The following is an 18028-nucleotide window of genomic DNA, read 5'->3' on the forward strand; positions in this document are numbered from 1 at the left end:
GGATCCCCATGGGCACGCCACTGGAACCACGGGCGGCGCAGGTCGAGGAGGTCCTCGACCGGCTGTACGAGGAGTACCCGGACTCGACGATCTCGCTGAACTACTCGAACCGGCTGGAGTTGCTCATCGCCGTGATCCTCTCCGCGCAGTGCACAGACGAGCGCGTGAACGCGGTGTGTGCCGACCTCTTCGAGACGTACGAGACGCCCGAGGGGTACGCGAACGCGCCCCAGGAGGAGATGGCCGAGGCGATCGATTCGATCACCTACTACAACAACAAGGCGAAGTACATCCGCTCGGCGTGCGCGGACATCGCCGAGAAGCACGACGGCGAGGTGCCGGACACGATGTCGGAGCTGACGGACCTGGCGGGCGTCGGCCGCAAGACCGCCAACGTCGTGCTCCAGCACGGCCACGACGTCGTCGAGGGGATCGTCGTCGACACCCACGTCCAGCGGCTCACCCGGCGACTGGGGATCACCGAGGAGGAGCGTCCGGAGGCGATAGAGCGGGACCTGCTGGACATCGTTCCCGAGAGCGACTGGCAGCAGTTCACGCATCTCATGATCGACCACGGCCGCGCCACCTGCACCGCGATCAACCCGGACTGCGACGACTGCGCGCTCGCCGACGTCTGCCCCTCGGAGAAGGGAGACGCTGAGGTCGACCTCGCGAGCGGCGAGGCGTGGTGAGCGCGGCGAGAGGTGAGCGCGGCGAGAAGCGGTCGATGCCGATAGCGTTCGGGACGTGGTATTTAAACTCCCCTCCGATGAGGGGAACTACCCGGATCCGTCCCGCCGAGGGGGAACCCGCTCTCCGGTTTATCCGTGTCACCGGCGTATCCGGAAGTGAGGAGAGACACAATGTCCACCAGAACGAACGAGTTCGGCGGGGAGTTCGGCGGTATCACGCTGCTGGGGAAGGCGCACTCGCTGTCGGCGCTGTTCATCGTCGCGCTCCGGGCGGTCATCGGCGGGATGATCCTGTTCGCGGGGCTCGGGAAGGTCTCGGAGTGGCCGTTCGACGCCGCGGGCTACCTCGCGAACGTCGACCCCGCGAGCCCGGTCAGCGGGCTGTACGCCCTGATGGCGTCAAGCCCGGCGCTGATGGAGGTCGTGAACGTGGTCGTTCCGATCACGCAACTGCTCATCGGCGCGGCGCTCATCGCCGGGGCGTTCGTCCGGCTGGCCGCGCTCGGCGGCGCGATGCAGATGGCGCTGTTCTACCTCGGCGGGTGGAGCGGCGACGTCCTCGCGCTGTTCGACTCGACGCTGGTGTACGCGGTCGTGTTCCTCACGGTCGCGGCGTTCGGCGCGGGCCGCGTCCTCGGGCTGGACGCGTACATCGAGACCGTCGAGGTCGGCGGCGAGGCGCTGGTCGAGAAGTTCCCGACGCTCCGGTACGTCCTCGGCTGAACGGGGACGGTATCGGGTGCGAGGAGTCGGGGTGACCGGATCGGGCGCGTGAAGACGCGCCGCCGACTCGTTTTCGGTGAATTCGGCTTCGGATTCGGTTTTTACCGGTCGTACCGTCGCGGAGCGACGACAGGACGATCATCGATCGTGCGTCGGGGTCGAATCGGAGACTCGTCTGTGATGAACACTTCCAAAGCCCCAGCCGGTGAGGCGGGCGCAGGCGACGGAAGCACCACAGGGAGCGAGCGACGCGAGCGACCGAGGAGCGCAGCGAGCCTGCGCCCGTCTCACCGGCTGCCCCTTTGAGTCCCACCCCGCACCGCACAGCACCCGCACCTCACGCCTCCCCAGCCTCGCCGCTCGCTCGGGGCTCCCTGCGGTCGCCCTCGCTCACGGCGTCCCTCGCGCGTGCGGTTCGCGGCCTGTCGGCCACTCACCGGCACGCGCCACCGCGACGGTTTTCGAACGCAGAGCGTCGACACCGGCGCTCCGTTTCGGGTTCCATTCGATATAAGACCGCGGGGGCGAAACGACGGGGTAATGGATCTCGGTTCGCGGGACGCGTTCGCCCGGATGGGAACGCTCGGCATCGAGGAGGAGTTCTACATCGTGGATGCCGACGGTCGCCCGACCTCCGGAACCGACGACCTCGTCTACGGCCGCGACCCCCCGGCCGCGGTCCCGGAGGGGTTCGACCACGAGCTGTTCAAGTGCACTATCGAAGCGCAGACGGAGCGCATCGAGGACCCGGCGAACGCCGCGGACGCGCTGTCGACGGTGCGGGAGGCGCTCGTCGACCACGCCGCCGCCGACGGCTACCGGATCGCCGCCGCGGGGCTCCACCCGGCGGCGAAGTGGCGCGAACTCGACCACGTCGAGAAGCCGCGGTACACGGCGCAGCTCGACCGGATTCAGTACCCGCAACACCGCAACACCACGGCCGGGCTCCACGTCCACGTCGGCGTCGACGACGCGGACAAGGCGGTGTGGATCGCCAACCGGCTCCGGTGGCACTCCCCCGTGCTGCTCGCGCTGTCGGCGAACTCCCCGTTCTGGAACGGCTTCGACACCGGGCTCGCGTCGGCCCGCGCGAAGATCTTCGAGAACCTCCCGAACACCGGGATCCCGTCGGCGTTCGACGACTTCGAGGCGTTCCGGCGCTACGAGCGCCGGATGGTCGAGACGGGCTCGATCGCCGACCGCGGCGAGCTCTGGTTCGACGTGCGCCCCCACACCGGCCACGGCACGGTCGAGGTGCGCGCCCCGGACGCCCAGCGCGACCCCGCGGTCACCCTCGCGCTGGTCGAGTACGTCCACGCCCTGGTCGTCGACTACGCCGAGCGCTACGCGGACGGCGAGTCCGCGCCGGCGCTTCGCCGCGAGCTCCTCGACGAGAACAAGTGGCGGGCGATCCGCCACGGCCACGACGCCTCGTTCGTCGCCCGGAGCGGCGAGGAGACGGTCACGCTCGACGAGGTCGTCGACCGCGAGTGCGACCGGCTCGGGATCTCCGGGATCCGCGACGTGTACGACGCCGAGAGCGGGGTCGAGCGCCAGCGGCGGCTCCGCGAGGAGTCCGGACTGGACGCCCTCTGTGAGGACCTGGTCCTGTCGCCGTAGCCGGCGAGCGGGGACCGCGGCGGCGCGGGGCCGTTCGGACGCCCGCGTTCCGTCGGAACGAAAGCGACGAGAAACGCTTTTGGGCGCGCGGACCCCACTCTGCGGTATGACGAGCGACGAGTTCGACGATGACGACGACCCCGCTGCGGACGCCGACGGCGGCGTGGCCCTCGACCCGGAGGGCGAGGGAGACGAGTCGCCGACCGAGCGGACGCGAGAGGAACTCCGCAAGACGAGAGAGCGGCTCGGCGAGGGCGCGGACAAGGCCGTCAAGGGGTTCGACGACAACGTCGTCGACCTGCTGGCGTGGCTGCTCGACACCGAGACCCGCGCCCGGATCTACGTCTACCTGCGCGACAACCCGAACAGCACGAGCGACGAGGTCGCCGACGGCACCGGGCTCTACCCGAGCACGGTCCGCGAGGCGCTCGCGGAGCTCCACGACGAGGGGACGGTCGAGCGCGACAAGCGCGAGGCGAGCGGCGCCGGCAACAACCCCTACGAGTACGAGGCCATCGCGCCGAGCGAGCTGGTCCGCGGGGTCGTCGGCGACGTCCAGCGCGAGCTGAACGCCGTCTTCAACCTCGACCGTCGCCTCGGCGGCGAGTCGCCCGACGGCGACGCGGAGCCGGTCCAGATCTCCGTCGGCGACGACGGTGACGGGGACGAGCCGGACGGAGCCGACGAGGGCGACGCGGCCGCGGGGAGCGACGACGACGGGACGGCCGCGGGGAGCGACGAGCGCGACGACGACCGATAGCGGTGGCGCGGCGCGCGCCGGACTCGACGGACGCCGCCTCCGCGTCGGTCCAGAGTTCGGGACAATTTAAGTTCCGGCCGCGCAACCGACGGGCATGAACGTCGCGCTCGGTGGTACGTTCGATCCCGTTCACGACGGCCACCGGAAGCTGTTCGAACGGGCGTTCGAGCTGGGGGACGTCACCGTCGGGCTCACGTCCGACGAGCTCGCGCCGGAGACCCGCCACGTCGAGCGCTACGTCCGCCCGTACGACCGCCGCAAGCGCGACCTGGAGGCCGAGCTGGAGCCCCGGGCCGAGGCGCACGACCGCGAGTTCGCGGTCCGCGAGCTCACCGAGCCGACCGGGATCGCCGTCGAGCCGCAGTTCGACGCGCTGATCGTCTCGCCCGAGACGAGGGCGGGCGGCGAGCGGATCAACGAGATCCGCCGCGAGCGCGGCCACGACCCCCTCGAACTGGTCGTCGTCGACCACGTCCCGGCCGAGGACGGCGAGCGCATCTCCTCGACGCGGATCGTCGCCGGCGAGATCGACGAGCACGGGAACCTCACGCCCGACCGCGAGGGGCGCGGCGCGACCCGCCCGGAATGACGGCCGACGACGACGGCCCCGGGACCTTCGCCCGCGTCGCGCTCGGGGAGACCGGGTTCGAGCGCGCGGCCGTCTGGAGCGCGGTCGGCTTCGCCGTCTCGTACGCCGCCTTCGACGCGGTCGCGCTCGCCGGCGGACTCGTCGGGGTCGTCTCCGCCTCGGGCGCCGCCGTCCCGGTGACGTCGGGCGCCGGCGTCGTGGCACCGGTCGCCGCGGTCCTCGCGGCGCTGACCGCCGTCGGGACGGTCGCGTACGCCGCGGTCGGCGCGGGCGCGCTCCCCGCGGTCCTGCTGGCGTACGGCCCGCTCGCGGCGGTCCTCCTGCGAACGGTCGGGCCGGCGCCGTACGCGGTCCCCCTCGCCGACCCCCTCCCGTTCGCGGTCGCGGTCGCCGAACCGCTGGGCGTCGCCCTCGCGGCCGCGGTCGCGGTCGGCCTCGCGGGCTACGCGGTCGGGCGGGTCGTCGCCGGCGTCGGCGGCGATCGCGAGGCGGGAGCGGAGACCGACGGCGGGGCGACCGCCGGCGGCGACGCCGACGCGATCGACTGACCCCTTCCCCTACGCTTCCCCAAGCGTCCCGTTGAGCACCTTCGCCGCGACGAGGACCGGGTCCCACACCGGCGAGAACGGCGGCGCGTACGCGAGGTCCAGCCGCTCGACCTCCGGCACGGTCATGTCCGCCTCCAGCGCGGTCGCGAGCGTGTCGATCCGGATCGCGGCGCGGTCGGGCCCGACGATGCTCCCGCCGATCAGGCGGCCGGAGTCGCGGTCGGCGACGAGCGTCACGTCGGTCTCGGCCGCGCCCGGGTAGTAGCCCGACCGAGAGCCGGCGGTGACGGTCTCGCGGACGGGATCGAAGCCGGCGTCGCGGGCGGCGTCGTCCCCGACGAGGCCGACGCGGCCGGCCTCCATGTCGAAGGCCTTCACGACCGCGGTGCCCGCGATGTCGCCGACGGGCGTGGGGTCGCCCGCGACGGTGGCGCCGATCGCCCGCCCGGCCCGGTTCGCGGTGAGCCCGAGGGGCATCCACGCCGGCTCGCCGGTGACGGCGTGGAAGGCGGTCGCGCAGTCGCCGGCGGCGTACACGTCGGACAGGCTCGTCCGGCCGTGCCCGTCGGTCAGTATCGCGCCGCCCTCGCCGAGCTCGACGCCGGTCCCGTCGAGCAGCTCCGTGTTCGGGCGGATCCCGACGCCGACGACCGCGAGGTCGACGGGGAGCGTCTCGGCGCCCTCGCCGTCGGCATCCCCGCCGAACGTCACGGCCTCGATCCGGTCGTCGCCGACGAGCGCCTCGACGGGGGCGTTCGTGTGGACCGTGACGCCCTTCGCCCCCAGCTCCTCTGCGACGCGCTCGCCGACGGCCTCGCCGAAGTCAGAGAGGAGGTGCCCGGAGCGGTGGAAGACGTGCACGTCGAGTCCGCGACCGGCGAGCGCCTCGGCCATTTCGACGCCGACGTAGCCGCCGCCGACGATCGCGGCCGTCTCGGGGGCCGGCATCGCGGCGTTGCGCTCGACGCGCTCGCGGTCGACCGCGCTCACGTCGGCGCGGGCGGGGTCGTAGGCGTCCGGCTCGGCGACGTACGCGTCGATCGCGGCGGCGGCGTCCATGTCGTGGAGGGTGAACGCGCCGTCGACCCCGCGCGCGTCGAAGGGGCCGGTCGTCGCGCGCGCCCCGGTCGCGACGAGGAGGTCGTCGTACGGCTGCTCGAACGAGTCGCCATCGGCGGTCTCGACGGCGACGGTCTTCGCCTCGGGATCCACCGTGACCACCTCGTGGCCGCGCCGGAGGTCGATCCCCCGCTCGTCGACCTCGCTGGGCGACAGCGAGAGGAGGTCCGACATCCGCTCGACGCGGCCCTCGACGAAGTACGGCATCCCGCAGAAGGCGTACGAGATCCACCGGCCTTTCTCGAAGACGACGACCTCGCGGTCGGGCGCCTCGCGACGGAACTTGCTGGCCGCGCTCAGCCCGGCCGCGTCGGCGCCGACCACGACGAAGGGGTCGCTCATGGGCGCGACGACGGCGGGACCGCACAAAAAGCCACGCCGGGGGTGCGGGCCGGACGCCCGGCCCGGGGCCCGCCTGTCACTCGTCGCCTTTGCCGTCGACCAGCCGCGACAGCGTCTCGCGGGCGTTCTCGACGGCGGCCGCCTTCTTCGCCGGGTACGCCTCCACCTTCGCGCGGACGGTGATCCCGGGGCCGAGCCGGACCTCGCCGCGGAACGCGGCCTGCTTGTCGACGCGGAGGAACAGCGCGCAGTTGTCGTCGACGCGCTGGTCGAGCTCGTCGATCACGCGGTCGACGTCGTCGAGGTCGGCCAGCGCGTCGAGCACGTGGCGCATCCCGTCGGCGTTCTCGATCCGCGCGGAGAGCACGGCGATCCGGTCGCCGTGGTGACCGACGTTCTCGACGCGGTCGAGCTCTGCGTCCTCGGGGAGGAACCGGCGGAGGGCGTCCTCGACCCGCTTCTCGTCCTCGGTGGCGTACGCGAACGCCCGGAGGTCGACGTAGTGGAAGGGGACTTTGGCCATGCGGGTCGGAAAAGGGGGTCGGTTACTCCTCGCTCTCGACGGCGTCGAGCGCGTCCTCGGGGACGCCCGTCTCCTGGCCGTCCTCGAAGCTGACCGTGTACGTCGCGTCGCCGAACATCGTCTCCATCACCTGCGTGACCGTGCCCGTCTCGCCGTCGTACTCGCTGTGTTTGTCGTGGAGCACGACCTCGTCTTCTTTCTCGAAGCTCATGGCGTTCCGTTCCGGTGGGACGGTTAAAAGCGCGCGGATCCGGAGCGGCGGGACGGTCGCGCGGCGGGGCGAGGGGCCGACGGCGGTCACGCGACCGCGAGCAACACGGCCGCCAGCGACACCGTCAGGACGACGCCGACCGCGACGGAGACGATCACGCTGTCGACGGCGAGCGCGAGCGCGACGCCGGCGGCGACCGCGAGGAGACCGAGGACCGCCCCGGGCACGCCCCCGCGTTCCACGAGGCCGGCGATCGCGTTCGCGGCGCGCTGCCGCGGCGGGGGGTCGGGGGTGCGCTCCGGGGGTTTCGTGAACGTCTCGTCGACGGTGACCTCGTCGGGCCCGGTCTCCCGCGGGGGGTCGAGCCTGACGTCCACGTACCGGGTGTTCGAGCCGTACCCGGTGACGACCTTCAGCTTCCCGGCGATCGGCTCCTCGATCTCGGCGGCGGCGACGTGGACCCGTCTGGTCGACTCGTCGTCGACGTAGTGGTTGGCCTCGCCGATCGAGAGGGCCCGGTCGAGCTCGTCGTCGAAGTGGAGGTGGACGTGGGTCGACCGGCCGCGGTTCTCGAGGGCGATCGAGAAGGGACCGGTCGCCTCGAACCGGTCCGGCGCCCGGATCGAGTGGACGGTGTCCCCGTTCAGTTCGACGGAGAGTGTCTGCACATGCGGGTCGACGAACTCACACTAAAAAAAGATGCAGTACGATTCGAGCTACGCCGCCGCCTCTTCCCGCATGTCCGGCGGGAGCAGGTTCGGGATCCCGTCCTCGATGGGGTACGCCTCCCCGCACTCGGTGCAGGTGAGCGTCCCGGCGAGGACCTCCTCCTCGTCCCGGTCCTCGACGTCGAGTTCGAGGTCGGCCTTGTCGAGCGGGCAGCAGACGACGTCCATCAGGGACTCCTTCATACCACGTCGTTCGCGTGGACCGATAAAAAAGCGTGCGGGTCGGCCGCGCTCGGATCGACCGCCGAGAGACCGATCGTCTCGACCGCCGAGAAACCGATCGTCTCGACCGCCGATGGCAACGACTTTGCCGGTCCGTCACGCCCGGCGAGACATGGGGATCCCGTCGGAACGGATCGAGCGCCTGTTGACGCTCGCCCGCGAGGCGGTCGTCGACGGCGAGTACGACCGCTCCCGGGAGTACGTCGCGCTCGCGCGCCGGATCGCGGAGCGGAACCGCTGCGGCCTCCCGGCCGACTTCTCCCGGCGGACCTGCGACGACTGCGACGTGTACCTCCGGCCCGGGAAGACGGGCCGCGTCCGGCTCCGGCCCGGCCGCGTCGTCGTGCGCTGCCGCGAGTGCGGGTCGACGGCGCGGTACCCGTTCGAGTGAGTGCGGCGGGGACTCGTCATCCGGCGAGGTCGACCGCCACCCGCCGAACCGCCGCTGTCGCAACGCTTTATAAACCGCCGACGGGTGGTGGAGGTATGGACTACCGACGGCTCGGGAACACCGGACTGAGCGTCTCGGAGCTCTGCTTCGGGACGTGGCGCTTCGGGCGCGAGACCAACGGCGTCGTCGAGACGGGGCGCGAGGAGGCCCACGAGCTGCTCGACGCGGCCGAGGACCACGGGATCAACTTCATCGACACCGCCAACGTCTACGGGAACCCGAACGGGACGAGCGAGGAGTACGTCGGCGAGTGGCTCGCGGAGCGCGACCGCGAGGACTACGTGATCGCCTCGAAGGTGTACTTCCCGTTCGACGGGCGCGGCGAGCCCGGCCCGAACGACTCCGGGCTCGGGCGCAAGCACGTCCGGGCGCAGGTCGAGGGGACGCTCGACCGGCTCGACACCGACTACCTCGACGTCTACTACATCCACCGCTGGGACGAGGAGACGCCGATCGAGGAGACGATGCGCGTCCTCGACGAGCTGGTCTCGGAGGGGACGGTCCACTACCTCGGCGCGTCGACGATGGCGGCGTGGCAGCTGACGAAGGCGCTGTGGACCGCCGACGTCAACGACTACGCCCGGTTCGACGTGGTCCAGCCGCTCCATCACGCCGGCTACTACGAGGACGTGAAGGAGTACCTCGACGTCTGTATCGACCAGGAGATCGCGGTCTGTCCGTACTCCCCGCTCGCGGGCGGGTTCCTCACCGGGAAGTACGAGCGCGCCGACCCGGACGATCCCGAGCAGGTGATCGCGCCGGACGGCTCGCGCGCGAGCTTCGACGACCGGTTCGAGCGGTTCTACCTCTCCGAGCGCGGCTGGAAGGTGCTCGACGCGGTGCGCGAGGTCGCCGACGAGCTCGACGCGACGCCCGCGCAGGTCGCGCTCGCGTGGCTGACGGAGTGGGACGAGTTCACCTGCGTCCCCATCGTCGGCGCGCGGACGACCGACCAGCTCGCCGAGAACGTCGCCGCGACCGACCTCGACCTCTCGGACGCGCAGTGGGACCGGATCATGGACGCGCGGTACGCCCCGGACGGGACGCTCTGGGGGCATTGAACGGACGGACCGAGGAGGCCGGCCCTACTCGTCGAAGTCGGGGAGGTCGTCCGGGGCCTCGAAGTCGGCCTCCCAGTCGATGTACTCCTCCTTGAGCGTCTCGCAGACGATCTGGCCGAGCTCCGTGAGCCCCGCGTTGATCGCGGAGACGGTGCCCCACGAGTCGAGGTCGGGGTGGAGGTCGCGCTCCTTCCAGTCCTCCGGCAGCCCGGGGGCGTGGTAGCCGACGCGATCGGCGAAGTCGTCCCAGAAGAAGTCGAACCGGGAGACGAGCCTGAGGTCGACGGCGATCCGCCAGTCCGACTCGTCCATGTCGCTGCCGGCGGCCCACTCCGCGAAGGCGTCCTCCCACGCCCCCTCGCGCAGGAGGGCCTCGATGTCGTCGCGGCGGTACTCGCCGCCGGCGACCTCCGCGTCCTCGTACTCGTTCGGGTCCACGGCGGCGAGCTCTGGCGGCTCCGGCGGGTCGACGTCGAGACTCATGGCTCCCCCTCCGCACCGGCGACGCAAAACGGTACGGGGGTCGGCGGCGCGGGGAGGGGGCGGTGCGAGGGTCGACGGCGCGGGGAGGGGCGGTTCGGAAGGGCCGCCGCGGTCGCCGCGGTCGCCGGCGATCCGGTCCTTTTACCGCGGTCCCGGACCGACCGGCGCGTATGGACCTCCGCGACGCCTCGCGCCGGGTCGGGATCGCAGCCGCCGTCGCCACCGTCGTCGCGCTCGGCGCCCCGTACGCGGTCATCACGGGGCCGGAGTACGCGACGCAGCTCGCCGACTACTACGCGTCCGGGGCCGTCGGCGCCGCCGGGATCGCGCTGTTCGCGCTGCTGAGCGCGGTCGTCGTCGCCTCGGTCGAACGGGGGAACCTCGACCCCGGGACGCTCGCCGGCGTCGCGGTCGTGCTCGGGGCCGCAACGACGCTGAGCGCGGCGACGTGGGCGCTGGCGATCGAGCCGAGCCCGATGTTCCGCGACAACCTCTGGCTGGTGTGGCACGCGCGCGTCGTCGTCGCGCTGTCCGTCCCCGTACCGCTCTCCGCCGCGGCGTACGCCCGGGCGCTGCTGGCGTAGCTCGGGAGCCGCCGAACGAAAGGCCCTTATGCCGCACCCGAGTATCGCCGGACGGACTAGGTCGGGCGGTTAGGCCCCGCTCGTCACCCGTGAGGTAGTCTTCAGCGGGGACCGAACAGCGGGCGCGTCCGGTCAGACCGGCGCGGGCCCCGAGAGCCAACGTGGAAGCCTCGTCCGCCGGGGACAGCGGTCCGCGGCGCCCGCTCGCAGGAGCGGTCCGTCGCGGTTCGTCGGCGACACCGGGTCAGGCGCGGAAGCGAGCAGCCCATCGCCGAACGCCCGTCGCTCGTCGGGTCGCGGGGTGGAGAAGGCAACCGGGATACCCCGCACCGGAACGCCGGGCCACCCCGCCAGTCCGCCATTCATACGCGTTTTATTCCGGTGAGCGTGAGCGATACTCGAACGGCAATACAGACGATTGTTTATAAATGTTTGACAGCGGATCGCCGGTGAAAACTTCCAAAGCCCCAGTCGCGACGACTCGCGCGGCTTGTTGCGCTCCTCGCTCAGTCGCTTTCGCTCCTTCGCTGCGGTGCTTACTGCGCCGGGCTTCGTCCTCGCGACTGCCCCTTTGAGCCCCACCCCGCACAGCACCGAACCGCACCTCACACCTCCCCAGCCTCGCGGTTCGCTCGGGGCTCCCTATGGTCGCCCGCATCGCTCACCGCGTCCCTCGCACCGTCGGTTCGCGGCCCTCCGGGCCGCTCACCGGGGCGCGCCGGACCGGTTGGTGTGGTCTCGGCTGTCGGCTTTTATAAGCGCTACCCCGTCTCGCCGCTGTCCTTCCACGCGGAGAAGCCGCCCTCGACGAGCGTCTCGGACTGGCGGTCGATGTACTCGCGCTGGGTGTCGTGGACCGCGGTCTCGAAGTCGTCGCCGGCGTCGAGGCGGGCGCGGACCCGCTCGCGCTTCCAGCTCGCGGGAGTCGTCCGGTTCGCGACGCGCCACCGCAGCGGCGCGAGCCACGAGGCCGCCTCCTCCTCCGGGCAGCCGGCGGTGCGGAGCCCGGCCTCGGCGTGGTCGAGGAGGTCCTCGTACACGGCGTCGGTGTCGACCGTGCAGTCGCCGTCGCCGCGGACCCACTCGATGTCGGCGTCGAGCCCGTCGGCGACGGCGGCGTAGAAGTTGTCGCGGGCGGTCTCCCAGTCGAGGCCGGCCACGGGGTGTTCGCGCTGCGGGAGCGACTCCATCAGCCCGGCGAACGCCGCCTGGAAGGCGATCGAGTCGCGGACGGTGGGCTGGGCCGCGATCGGGCGGAACTCGATCCGGGCGTTCGCGCTCGACCGGCTCGCCCCCTCGAAGACGGGGCGGACCCACCGCCAGTAGCTGGCGTGTTTCGTCCGGAACGTCGCGAACGCGTCGTCGAACCGGTCGGTCCCCTCGGGCTCCGGCATCGGGATGAGCGTCTCGTCGCCGGCGATCCGGTCGATCGCGGTCTCGACGTCGTGCACGTCGCGCGGGAACCGGACCTTGTCCTCGTCGGTCCGCTGGTTGAGCACCGACTCGAACACGTGGATCCGGTTCTCCGCGGCGCCCTCGTCGAGGACGCGCTCCCCGTCCCAGCCGTCGTCGTACAGGTCCGGCGGGAAGAAGGGGGAGTTGACGCCGAGCGCCAGGAGGGGCCCCGCGACCCGCAGCGCGTACCGGAAGTGACGCGGGAGCGTCTCGGCGTGCGCGACCTGGTAGTGCGGCTGGATCGAAGTGATGAGACTCTCCGGCATCACGGTGTCCGCCGCGAGCGACACCCCCGGCGCCTCCAGGGTCGTCGCGCGCTCGTCGCCGTCGCTCGCGTTCGCCATCGCGTGGTACCGGACCGCGTCGCTCATGTTGACCGCGACGGTGACGCCGTCGACGTCGACGCTGTCCGTGAGGTACCCGTGGGCCGTCTCGCCGGTCGGCGGGATGGTCCAGAGCCCGTCGGAGACGAGCCGCATCCCCTCGACGCCCGCGGTGTTCTCGGCCGCCTCCAGCCGCGCGCGCACCTCCGCGAGCTGCGCCCGGAGCCCGTGGTCGGAGAGCGGCTGCGGGCTCGTCGACATCTCGGCGTTGTGGAGCCCGAGCTCCTTCTCGAACCCCATCAGCTCCAGTAGGCGGCGCGGAACGCGCATCAGGGCGTACTCGCCCGCCCGCGACTCCTCGCTCCACCGCCCGTCGGCGACCGCGTAGAACTCGTACTCGAAGCCGACGATCGACTGGTGGTTGTCGAAGGCCCCGTCTCGGAGCTCCTGTTTGACGATCTCCGCCTCCTCCTCGGCGCGCGCGGCGAACTCGTCGGGGTCGACGGCGAGCGCCTCGCGGACGCCGTCTGCGAGGGCGGACTCCGTGCTCATGCGACGGTCGACGTGCCCGGCTGATAAAAAGGGCTACGGCCGATCGGCGGCGTGGGGATCCTCGCCACGATCGGCGGACGCGACGCCGGGCGGTCGACGCGGAGGCCGGCGCGGGGGACCGGGGCGCTTTTGCCCGCCGGTTTCCGACCTCGCCCATGGAGTTCGCCACGTTCGCCGCCCGGGCGGAGCGGATCGCGGCCGAGCCGAGCGACATCGGGACGACGCTCGCGGTCGCCGACCTGCTGGCCGAGACCGGCGGCGAGGACGGGGCGGGCGGGAGTGAGGACGCCGGCGGCGGAGCCGACGACGACCTCGCGACGGTCACCCGCCTCCTGCTCGGGCGCGTCTTCCCGGCGCACGACGCGCGGACGCTCGATGTCGGGCCGACCCTGTGTCGGGAGGCGATCGCCCGCGCCGCGGGCCCGAACGTGACCGCCGCCGACGTCGAGGACCGGCTCGCGTCGGCGGGCGACATCGGCGCGGTCGCCGCCGACGTCGACCTCGGCGGGCAGCGCGGGCTCGCCGCCTTCGGCGACGGCCGTGACGCGCTCACCGTCGCCGAACTGGACGCGGCGCTGCGGGAGCTGGCGGCCGCGTCGGGCGACGGCAGCGAGTCCCGCAAGCTCGACGCGTTGTTCGGCCTCTTCAACCGCTGCGAGCCCGCCGAGGCGAAGTTCCTCGCACGCCTCGTGCTCGGCGAGATGCGGATCGGCGTCGGCGAGGGGACCGTCCGGGACGCGGTCGCCGAGGCGTTCCTGACCGACTCGGAGTTCGAGTCCCCCGAGAGCGACGACGCGGAGCCGACGCTGTACGCCGGCGACGAGGCGGTCGCGGCCGTCGAGCGCGCGCTCCAAGTGACGAACGACTACGGCCGGGTCGCGGTCCTCGCGCGTGACGACGGGCTCGCGGGCCTCCGGGCGGAGGGCCTCGTCGTCGGGCGCCCCGTGCAGGCGATGCTCGCGCAGGCGGGCACCGCGACGGACGCGGTCGAGTCGTTCGGCGAGGTCGCCGTCGAGACGAAGTTCGACGGGGCGCGCGTGCAGGTCCACTACGCACCGGGAGGCGAGGACGGAAACGTGCCCGGGAGCGGGGACGGGGAGGCCGCCGAGAGCCAGGACGGGGAGACCGCCGAGAGCGAGGGTGGCGGCGCCCCCGAGGGCGACGGGCTCGGCCCGCGGCTCTACTCCCGGAACATGGACGACGTGACCGACGCGCTCCCGGAGATCGCCGAGCGCGTCGCGGCCCGCGTCGACGGCCCGGTCATCCTCGACGGCGAGGTCGTCGCGGTCGACGACGGCGGCGACCCCCTTCCGTTCCAAGAGGTGTTACGGCGCTTCCGTCGGAAACACGACGTCGACCGGATGCGCGAGGAGGTGTCGCTCCGGCTCCACGCCTTCGACTGCCTCCACGCCGACGGCGACGACCTCCTCGACGAGCCGCTCCGCGTCCGCCACGAGCGCCTCGTCGACGCGGTCCCGGACGCGGCCGCGACCCTCGACCTCGCGAGCGACGTGGAGTCGATCGAGGCCGCGGAGGCGGCCGCGCTCGACGCGGGCCACGAGGGGGTGATGCTGAAGGACCCCGACGCGCCCTACACCCCGGGCGACCGCGGGCAGGAGTGGCTGAAGCGCAAGCCGGACGTGGAGACGCTCGACGCGGTCGTCGTCGGCGCCGAGTGGGGCGAGGGGCGCCGCGCGGACCTGTTCGGGACGTTCCTGCTCGGGGTGCGGGCGGGAGGAGACGGCGGCGGGGGCGAGACGGACGGCGGAGGAGGCGAGACGGACGGCGAGTTCGCGACGATCGGCAAGGTCGCGACCGGGCTCACCGACGAGGCGCTCGCCGACCTCACCGAGCGGCTGGAGCCCCACGTCGTGAGCGAGGACGGGACCGAGCTCTCGATCCGGCCCGCGGTCGTCTTGGAGGTCGGCTACGAGGAGATCCAGGCGTCGCCGACGTACTCGTCGGGGTACGCGCTGCGGTTCCCCCGGTTCGTCGGCGTCCGGGAGGACAAGTCGGTCGCGGACGCCGACTCGCTGGAGCGAGTCGCGCGGCTCGCGGGCGACTCGGCGTGATCGGCCGAGCCACACGCCGCCGGACCGAGCGCGGCTGGGTCCACGCGAAACTCCTTGGGCCTCGGGCCCGTACTCCCGTCCATGCCAGGCCCCCTCGGGGACGCGACGCGACGGCGGCTGACGGACGCGGCCGCGGCGCGGCTCGCGGACGACGGGTACGCGGTCGCGCACCCGGAGACGCGGGCCGAGCCGCCGGCGGTGGCGACCCGCCGGGACGACGAGGCGCCCGTCGCGGTCGAGCCGCTCACGGCGGACGACGCGACGCCGACGGTGGTCGCCTCGCGGCTCGCACACGCGCTCGACCGCGACCGCCGCGCCTGCTTCGTCGTCGCCGACGACGCGACGGCCGAGCGGGTGCGGTCGCTGCTCGCCGACCCCCCGCTGCTCGCCGACGAGCGAGACGGCCGACGGACGTTCCACGCGGGTCCGGACCGGATCCCCGTCGCGGGCGGCGGGTACGCCTGCGTCCGCTTCGAGGGGCTCGGCGAGCCGACGTTCGCGTGGCGCGAGACCGACACGCCGGTCGGCCCGGTCCCGGCGGGTCCGGAGGTCGACGCCGCCGCGGTCGACGAGGCGGGTCGCCCCGCCGTCCCGCGGCTGGTCTGCGAGGTCGACGGGCGCGTCGTCGCGGTCCTCGCGGGCGTCGAGAGCCTCCGGGAGCCGCCGGCAGAGGCGTTCCCGTACGCGTACAGCCGCCACCCCGACGACAAGCGGTTCCGGGTGCGTCGCGGCGCCGACGGCGCGGTCGTCGAGAGCGCGAGCGGCTTCGCGCCGATGCGCGCCGCGGGCTACGTCCCGATCCCGATGCCGATCGTCCCCGAACACGTGCTCGGCCCGGCGTTCGCGCCCGAGCGGGGCGAGACCGCCGGGAGCGGCGACGCCCTCGATGGCGAACCCGACCTCGACGACGCGTGGGACCTGATCCGCGTCGACGACGGGGGCGAGACGCCCGGCGGCGTCGATCCCGCATAGCCACCCTCAAGGCGCCCGCGCCCGGAGCGTGAGCCATGACGGTCCGCTACGACGGCTTCGCGGTCGAGTGGCTCGGCTACGCGACGGCGCGGCTCGCGCCCGAGGACGGCCCGGTCGCCTACACCGATCCCGGGCGATACGGCGTGCTCGACGACTACTGGGCGCGCGACGGCGACCTCGTCGTCGTCACCCACGACCACCACTACGACCCCGACGGGATCCGGTCGGTCGCGAGCGACGACGCGACGCTCGTGATATACGAGGCGGTCGACCCCGCGGGGATCGACCGCGACGTGGAGCCGATCGGCTCGCTCGCAGACGAGTACGACGTGGTCCGCGTCGACGACGAGGCGCGCGTCGACGTCGACACCCCCGCCGGCGAGGCGACCGTGTGGTCCGTCGCGGCCCACAACGACCCCGAGGGGCCGAACGCCGGCCCGGACGGCTCGGTGACGCACCCGCCCGGGTTCGGCTGCGGGTTCCTGCTCGGCCTCGGCGACCGCACCGTCTTCTGGCCGGGCGACTCGGACGCGCTCGACGCGTTCGCGGAGCTCGACGTCTCGATCTTCCTCGCGAACATCGGCGGGGGCGGCATCGTCTCCGACCGGCGCGCGAGCGCCGAGCTGGCCGAGGCGATGGACCCGGACCTGGTCGTTCCGATCCACTACGACACCTTCGCGCAGTTGGAGGCCGACGGCGAGGCGTTCGCGGGCGACGTGGCCGCCCGGTCGATCCCCGTCGCGCTGGACGCCCCCTCGGCGAATCAGTAGGGGTCGACGCCCGGGAACCGCCTCACGGCCGCCGCGCGATCAGCGCCGCCGCGACCGCGGCGACCAGCGCGGCGACGACGCCGAATCCGGGCGCCTCGTCACCGGTGGTCGCGTCGCCGCCGTCCTCGGTCGCCCCGTCGTCCGTGCCGTCGTCGGCCGTGCCGCCGTCGCTGCCGTCGGTCTCGCCGTCGCTTCCGTCCTCTCCGTCGCTCCCGTCAGTCGCACCGTCCTCCGTCTGGAGCTCCTCGACCGCGGTCGAGAGCGTCGTCGTCGACTCGATCACGCTGCGCGGCGCCGGCTGGTTGAGGTAGTTCACCTCCATCACGACGTAGTTGCCCTCCGCGCCGGCGGTGGTGCTGGCGTACGGCTCCTCCTCCAAGATCGCCGCGTCGGGGGTAGTGACGAGGATCAGCTCGGGGTCGGTCCGGAGGATGACCTCGTCGGAGAGCTGCGGATAGCCGTCGCCCTCCGCGGCCGCGACGTTGTCCACGCCGCCGGCCTCCATGATCGAATTGATGAACGTGTTGTTCGCGGCCACGAATCCGCCGCCGAGCGGGTACAGCGCGTCCGGGCGGTCGAGGCCGGCGGTCCGGTTCTCCGCGGCCGCGACGGCCGCGTTCATCTCCGCGTTCACGTCGGCGGCGGCCTCGCAGTTGCCGACGAGGCGGCCGACGGTCCCGGTCTTCTCCGCGATGGCCTCGATGGAGGTCGCCTCGGGGAAGTGGTACACCGTGAGCCCCTGGTCGCGGAGCGCCTCGACCTGTCCCGCCGACGCGTTCGGGGCGAGCACGAGGTCGGGCTCGGTGGCCACGACGCGCTCGACGCTCACGCCGAGCCCCTCGGCGGAGACGTTCTCCCGCTCGCTCGCCCCGTCGAGGTAGGCGGCGTACTGGGTGACGCCGACGACGCGGTCCCGCTCGCCGAGCTCCCAGAGCGTCTGGGCGGCCGACGGGTTCGTCGTCGTGATCCGCTCCGGCGCCGCGTCGAGCGTCACCGTCGTCCCCGTCGCGTCCGTGACCTCCAGCGGGAACCCGCACGTCTCGCCCGCCTGGTGAACGACCGGCCCGTCGGTCGTGGTCTCGGTCGTCGGCGACGGCGCCGTCGCCGGCTGTGCGCCCGCGGCCGGGCCCGCGACGCCGCCGACGAGGGCGGTCGTCACGAGCAGGGCCGCCGCGATGACGTGTCCGGTTCGCATTGGGTCCACGACGCGCCCCGTCCAATAAGTACT

Annotated in this window: 20 protein-coding genes and 1 other RNA gene; 13 read left to right on the forward strand and 8 right to left on the reverse strand. The window is 72.8% G+C overall.

Annotation, left to right across the window (positions count from 1 at the left end; genetic code table 11):
• Window positions 1-8 precede the first annotated feature (8 nt).
• The 6 genes from nth to NO900_RS06990 all read left to right on the forward strand — a co-directional run bounded on the left by nth (window position 9) and on the right by NO900_RS06990 (window position 4932).
• Complete coding sequence (gene nth, locus NO900_RS06965) at window positions 9-692, forward strand: endonuclease III (RefSeq protein WP_256408497.1); 684 nt, start codon at window positions 9-11, stop codon at window positions 690-692.
• A gap of 171 nt (window positions 693-863) precedes the next feature.
• Window positions 864-1415, forward strand: a complete 552-nt coding sequence (locus NO900_RS06970; RefSeq protein ID WP_256408498.1) for a DoxX family protein — start codon at window positions 864-866, stop codon at window positions 1413-1415.
• A 540-nt stretch (window positions 1416-1955) separates the two neighbouring features.
• Entirely contained in the window at window positions 1956-3035 is a 1080-nt protein-coding gene (locus NO900_RS06975) for a glutamate--cysteine ligase (RefSeq protein ID WP_256408499.1), read from the forward strand.
• Window positions 3036-3141: 106 nt separating this feature from the next.
• Window positions 3142-3795: a winged helix-turn-helix domain-containing protein gene (locus tag NO900_RS06980; RefSeq protein ID WP_256408500.1), complete on the forward strand. Its 654-nt coding sequence runs from the start codon at window positions 3142-3144 to the stop codon at window positions 3793-3795.
• A 94-nt stretch (window positions 3796-3889) separates the two neighbouring features.
• The gene (locus NO900_RS06985; protein WP_256408501.1) at window positions 3890-4384 is read left to right on the forward strand and encodes a phosphopantetheine adenylyltransferase; all 495 of its coding nucleotides are present in this window, start codon (window positions 3890-3892) and stop codon (window positions 4382-4384) included.
• The gene (locus tag NO900_RS06990) at window positions 4381-4932 is read left to right on the forward strand and encodes a hypothetical protein (RefSeq protein WP_256408502.1); all 552 of its coding nucleotides are present in this window, start codon (window positions 4381-4383) and stop codon (window positions 4930-4932) included. Before NO900_RS06985 ends, NO900_RS06990 begins: the two co-directional genes overlap by 4 nt.
• Window positions 4933-4941: 9 nt before the next feature.
• Here NO900_RS06990 and NO900_RS06995 read toward each other — a convergent pair whose 3' ends face one another.
• The 5 genes from NO900_RS06995 to NO900_RS07015 all read right to left on the reverse strand — a co-directional run bounded on the left by NO900_RS06995 (window position 4942) and on the right by NO900_RS07015 (window position 8038).
• The gene (locus NO900_RS06995) at window positions 4942-6393 is read right to left on the reverse strand and encodes an FAD-dependent oxidoreductase (RefSeq protein WP_256408503.1); all 1452 of its coding nucleotides are present in this window, start codon (window positions 6391-6393) and stop codon (window positions 4942-4944) included.
• A 76-nt stretch (window positions 6394-6469) separates the two neighbouring features.
• Window positions 6470-6916: an RNA-binding protein gene (locus NO900_RS07000; protein ID WP_256408504.1), complete on the reverse strand. Its 447-nt coding sequence runs from the start codon at window positions 6914-6916 to the stop codon at window positions 6470-6472.
• Window positions 6917-6938: 22 nt separating this feature from the next.
• A complete protein-coding gene (locus tag NO900_RS07005; RefSeq protein WP_256408505.1) occupies window positions 6939-7127 on the reverse strand; it encodes a DUF1918 domain-containing protein in 189 nt (62 codons plus the stop codon).
• 86 nt (window positions 7128-7213) lie between these two features.
• Window positions 7214-7795: a DUF7524 family protein gene (locus NO900_RS07010; RefSeq protein ID WP_256408506.1), complete on the reverse strand. Its 582-nt coding sequence runs from the start codon at window positions 7793-7795 to the stop codon at window positions 7214-7216.
• A gap of 48 nt (window positions 7796-7843) precedes the next feature.
• Entirely contained in the window at window positions 7844-8038 is a 195-nt protein-coding gene (locus NO900_RS07015; protein ID WP_256408507.1) for a methytransferase partner Trm112, read from the reverse strand.
• Between the two features lie 151 nt (window positions 8039-8189).
• On the opposite strand from NO900_RS07015, the gene NO900_RS07020 reads away from it, so the two are divergent.
• On the forward strand, window positions 8190-8468 hold the full coding sequence (locus NO900_RS07020; protein ID WP_256408508.1) for a ribonuclease P protein component 4: 279 nt from the start codon (window positions 8190-8192) through the stop codon (window positions 8466-8468).
• Between the two features lie 95 nt (window positions 8469-8563).
• Window positions 8564-9589: an aldo/keto reductase gene (locus NO900_RS07025; protein ID WP_256408509.1), complete on the forward strand. Its 1026-nt coding sequence runs from the start codon at window positions 8564-8566 to the stop codon at window positions 9587-9589.
• A 24-nt stretch (window positions 9590-9613) separates the two neighbouring features.
• On the opposite strand, the gene NO900_RS07030 is transcribed toward NO900_RS07025, so the two are convergent.
• Window positions 9614-10072 (reverse strand): DUF7992 family protein, encoded by a 459-nt coding sequence (locus NO900_RS07030; RefSeq protein WP_256408510.1) that lies wholly within the window; start codon window positions 10070-10072, stop codon window positions 9614-9616.
• Between the two features lie 170 nt (window positions 10073-10242).
• On the opposite strand from NO900_RS07030, the gene NO900_RS07035 reads away from it, so the two are divergent.
• Both NO900_RS07035 and ffs read left to right on the forward strand, forming a co-directional pair.
• Complete coding sequence (locus tag NO900_RS07035) at window positions 10243-10656, forward strand: DUF7548 family protein (RefSeq protein ID WP_256408511.1); 414 nt, start codon at window positions 10243-10245, stop codon at window positions 10654-10656.
• Window positions 10657-10705: 49 nt separating this feature from the next.
• An RNA gene (gene ffs, locus NO900_RS07040) (signal recognition particle sRNA) lies at window positions 10706-11017 on the forward strand.
• Between the two features lie 400 nt (window positions 11018-11417).
• Here the strand turns inward: ffs and NO900_RS07045 are convergent.
• On the reverse strand, window positions 11418-12986 hold the full coding sequence (locus NO900_RS07045; RefSeq protein WP_256408512.1) for a glutamate-cysteine ligase family protein: 1569 nt from the start codon (window positions 12984-12986) through the stop codon (window positions 11418-11420).
• Window positions 12987-13141: 155 nt separating this feature from the next.
• Here NO900_RS07045 and NO900_RS07050 point away from each other — a divergent pair, with 155 nt between their 5' ends.
• From NO900_RS07050 to NO900_RS07060, 3 genes are all read left to right on the forward strand, one after another.
• Window positions 13142-15058, forward strand: a complete 1917-nt coding sequence (locus NO900_RS07050) for an ATP-dependent DNA ligase (protein ID WP_256408513.1) — start codon at window positions 13142-13144, stop codon at window positions 15056-15058.
• 81 nt (window positions 15059-15139) lie between these two features.
• A complete protein-coding gene (locus tag NO900_RS07055; protein WP_256408514.1) occupies window positions 15140-16030 on the forward strand; it encodes a hypothetical protein in 891 nt (296 codons plus the stop codon).
• Between the two features lie 35 nt (window positions 16031-16065).
• Window positions 16066-16800, forward strand: a complete 735-nt coding sequence (locus NO900_RS07060) for an MBL fold metallo-hydrolase (RefSeq protein ID WP_256408515.1) — start codon at window positions 16066-16068, stop codon at window positions 16798-16800.
• Between the two features lie 22 nt (window positions 16801-16822).
• Here the strand turns inward: NO900_RS07060 and NO900_RS07065 are convergent, their stop codons facing one another.
• On the reverse strand, window positions 16823-17995 hold the full coding sequence (locus tag NO900_RS07065) for a PGF-CTERM-anchored ABC transporter substrate-binding protein (RefSeq protein WP_256408516.1): 1173 nt from the start codon (window positions 17993-17995) through the stop codon (window positions 16823-16825).
• Between the last annotated feature and the right edge of the window lie 33 nt (window positions 17996-18028).

The sequence above is a fragment of the Halorubrum rutilum genome (assembly GCF_024494565.1).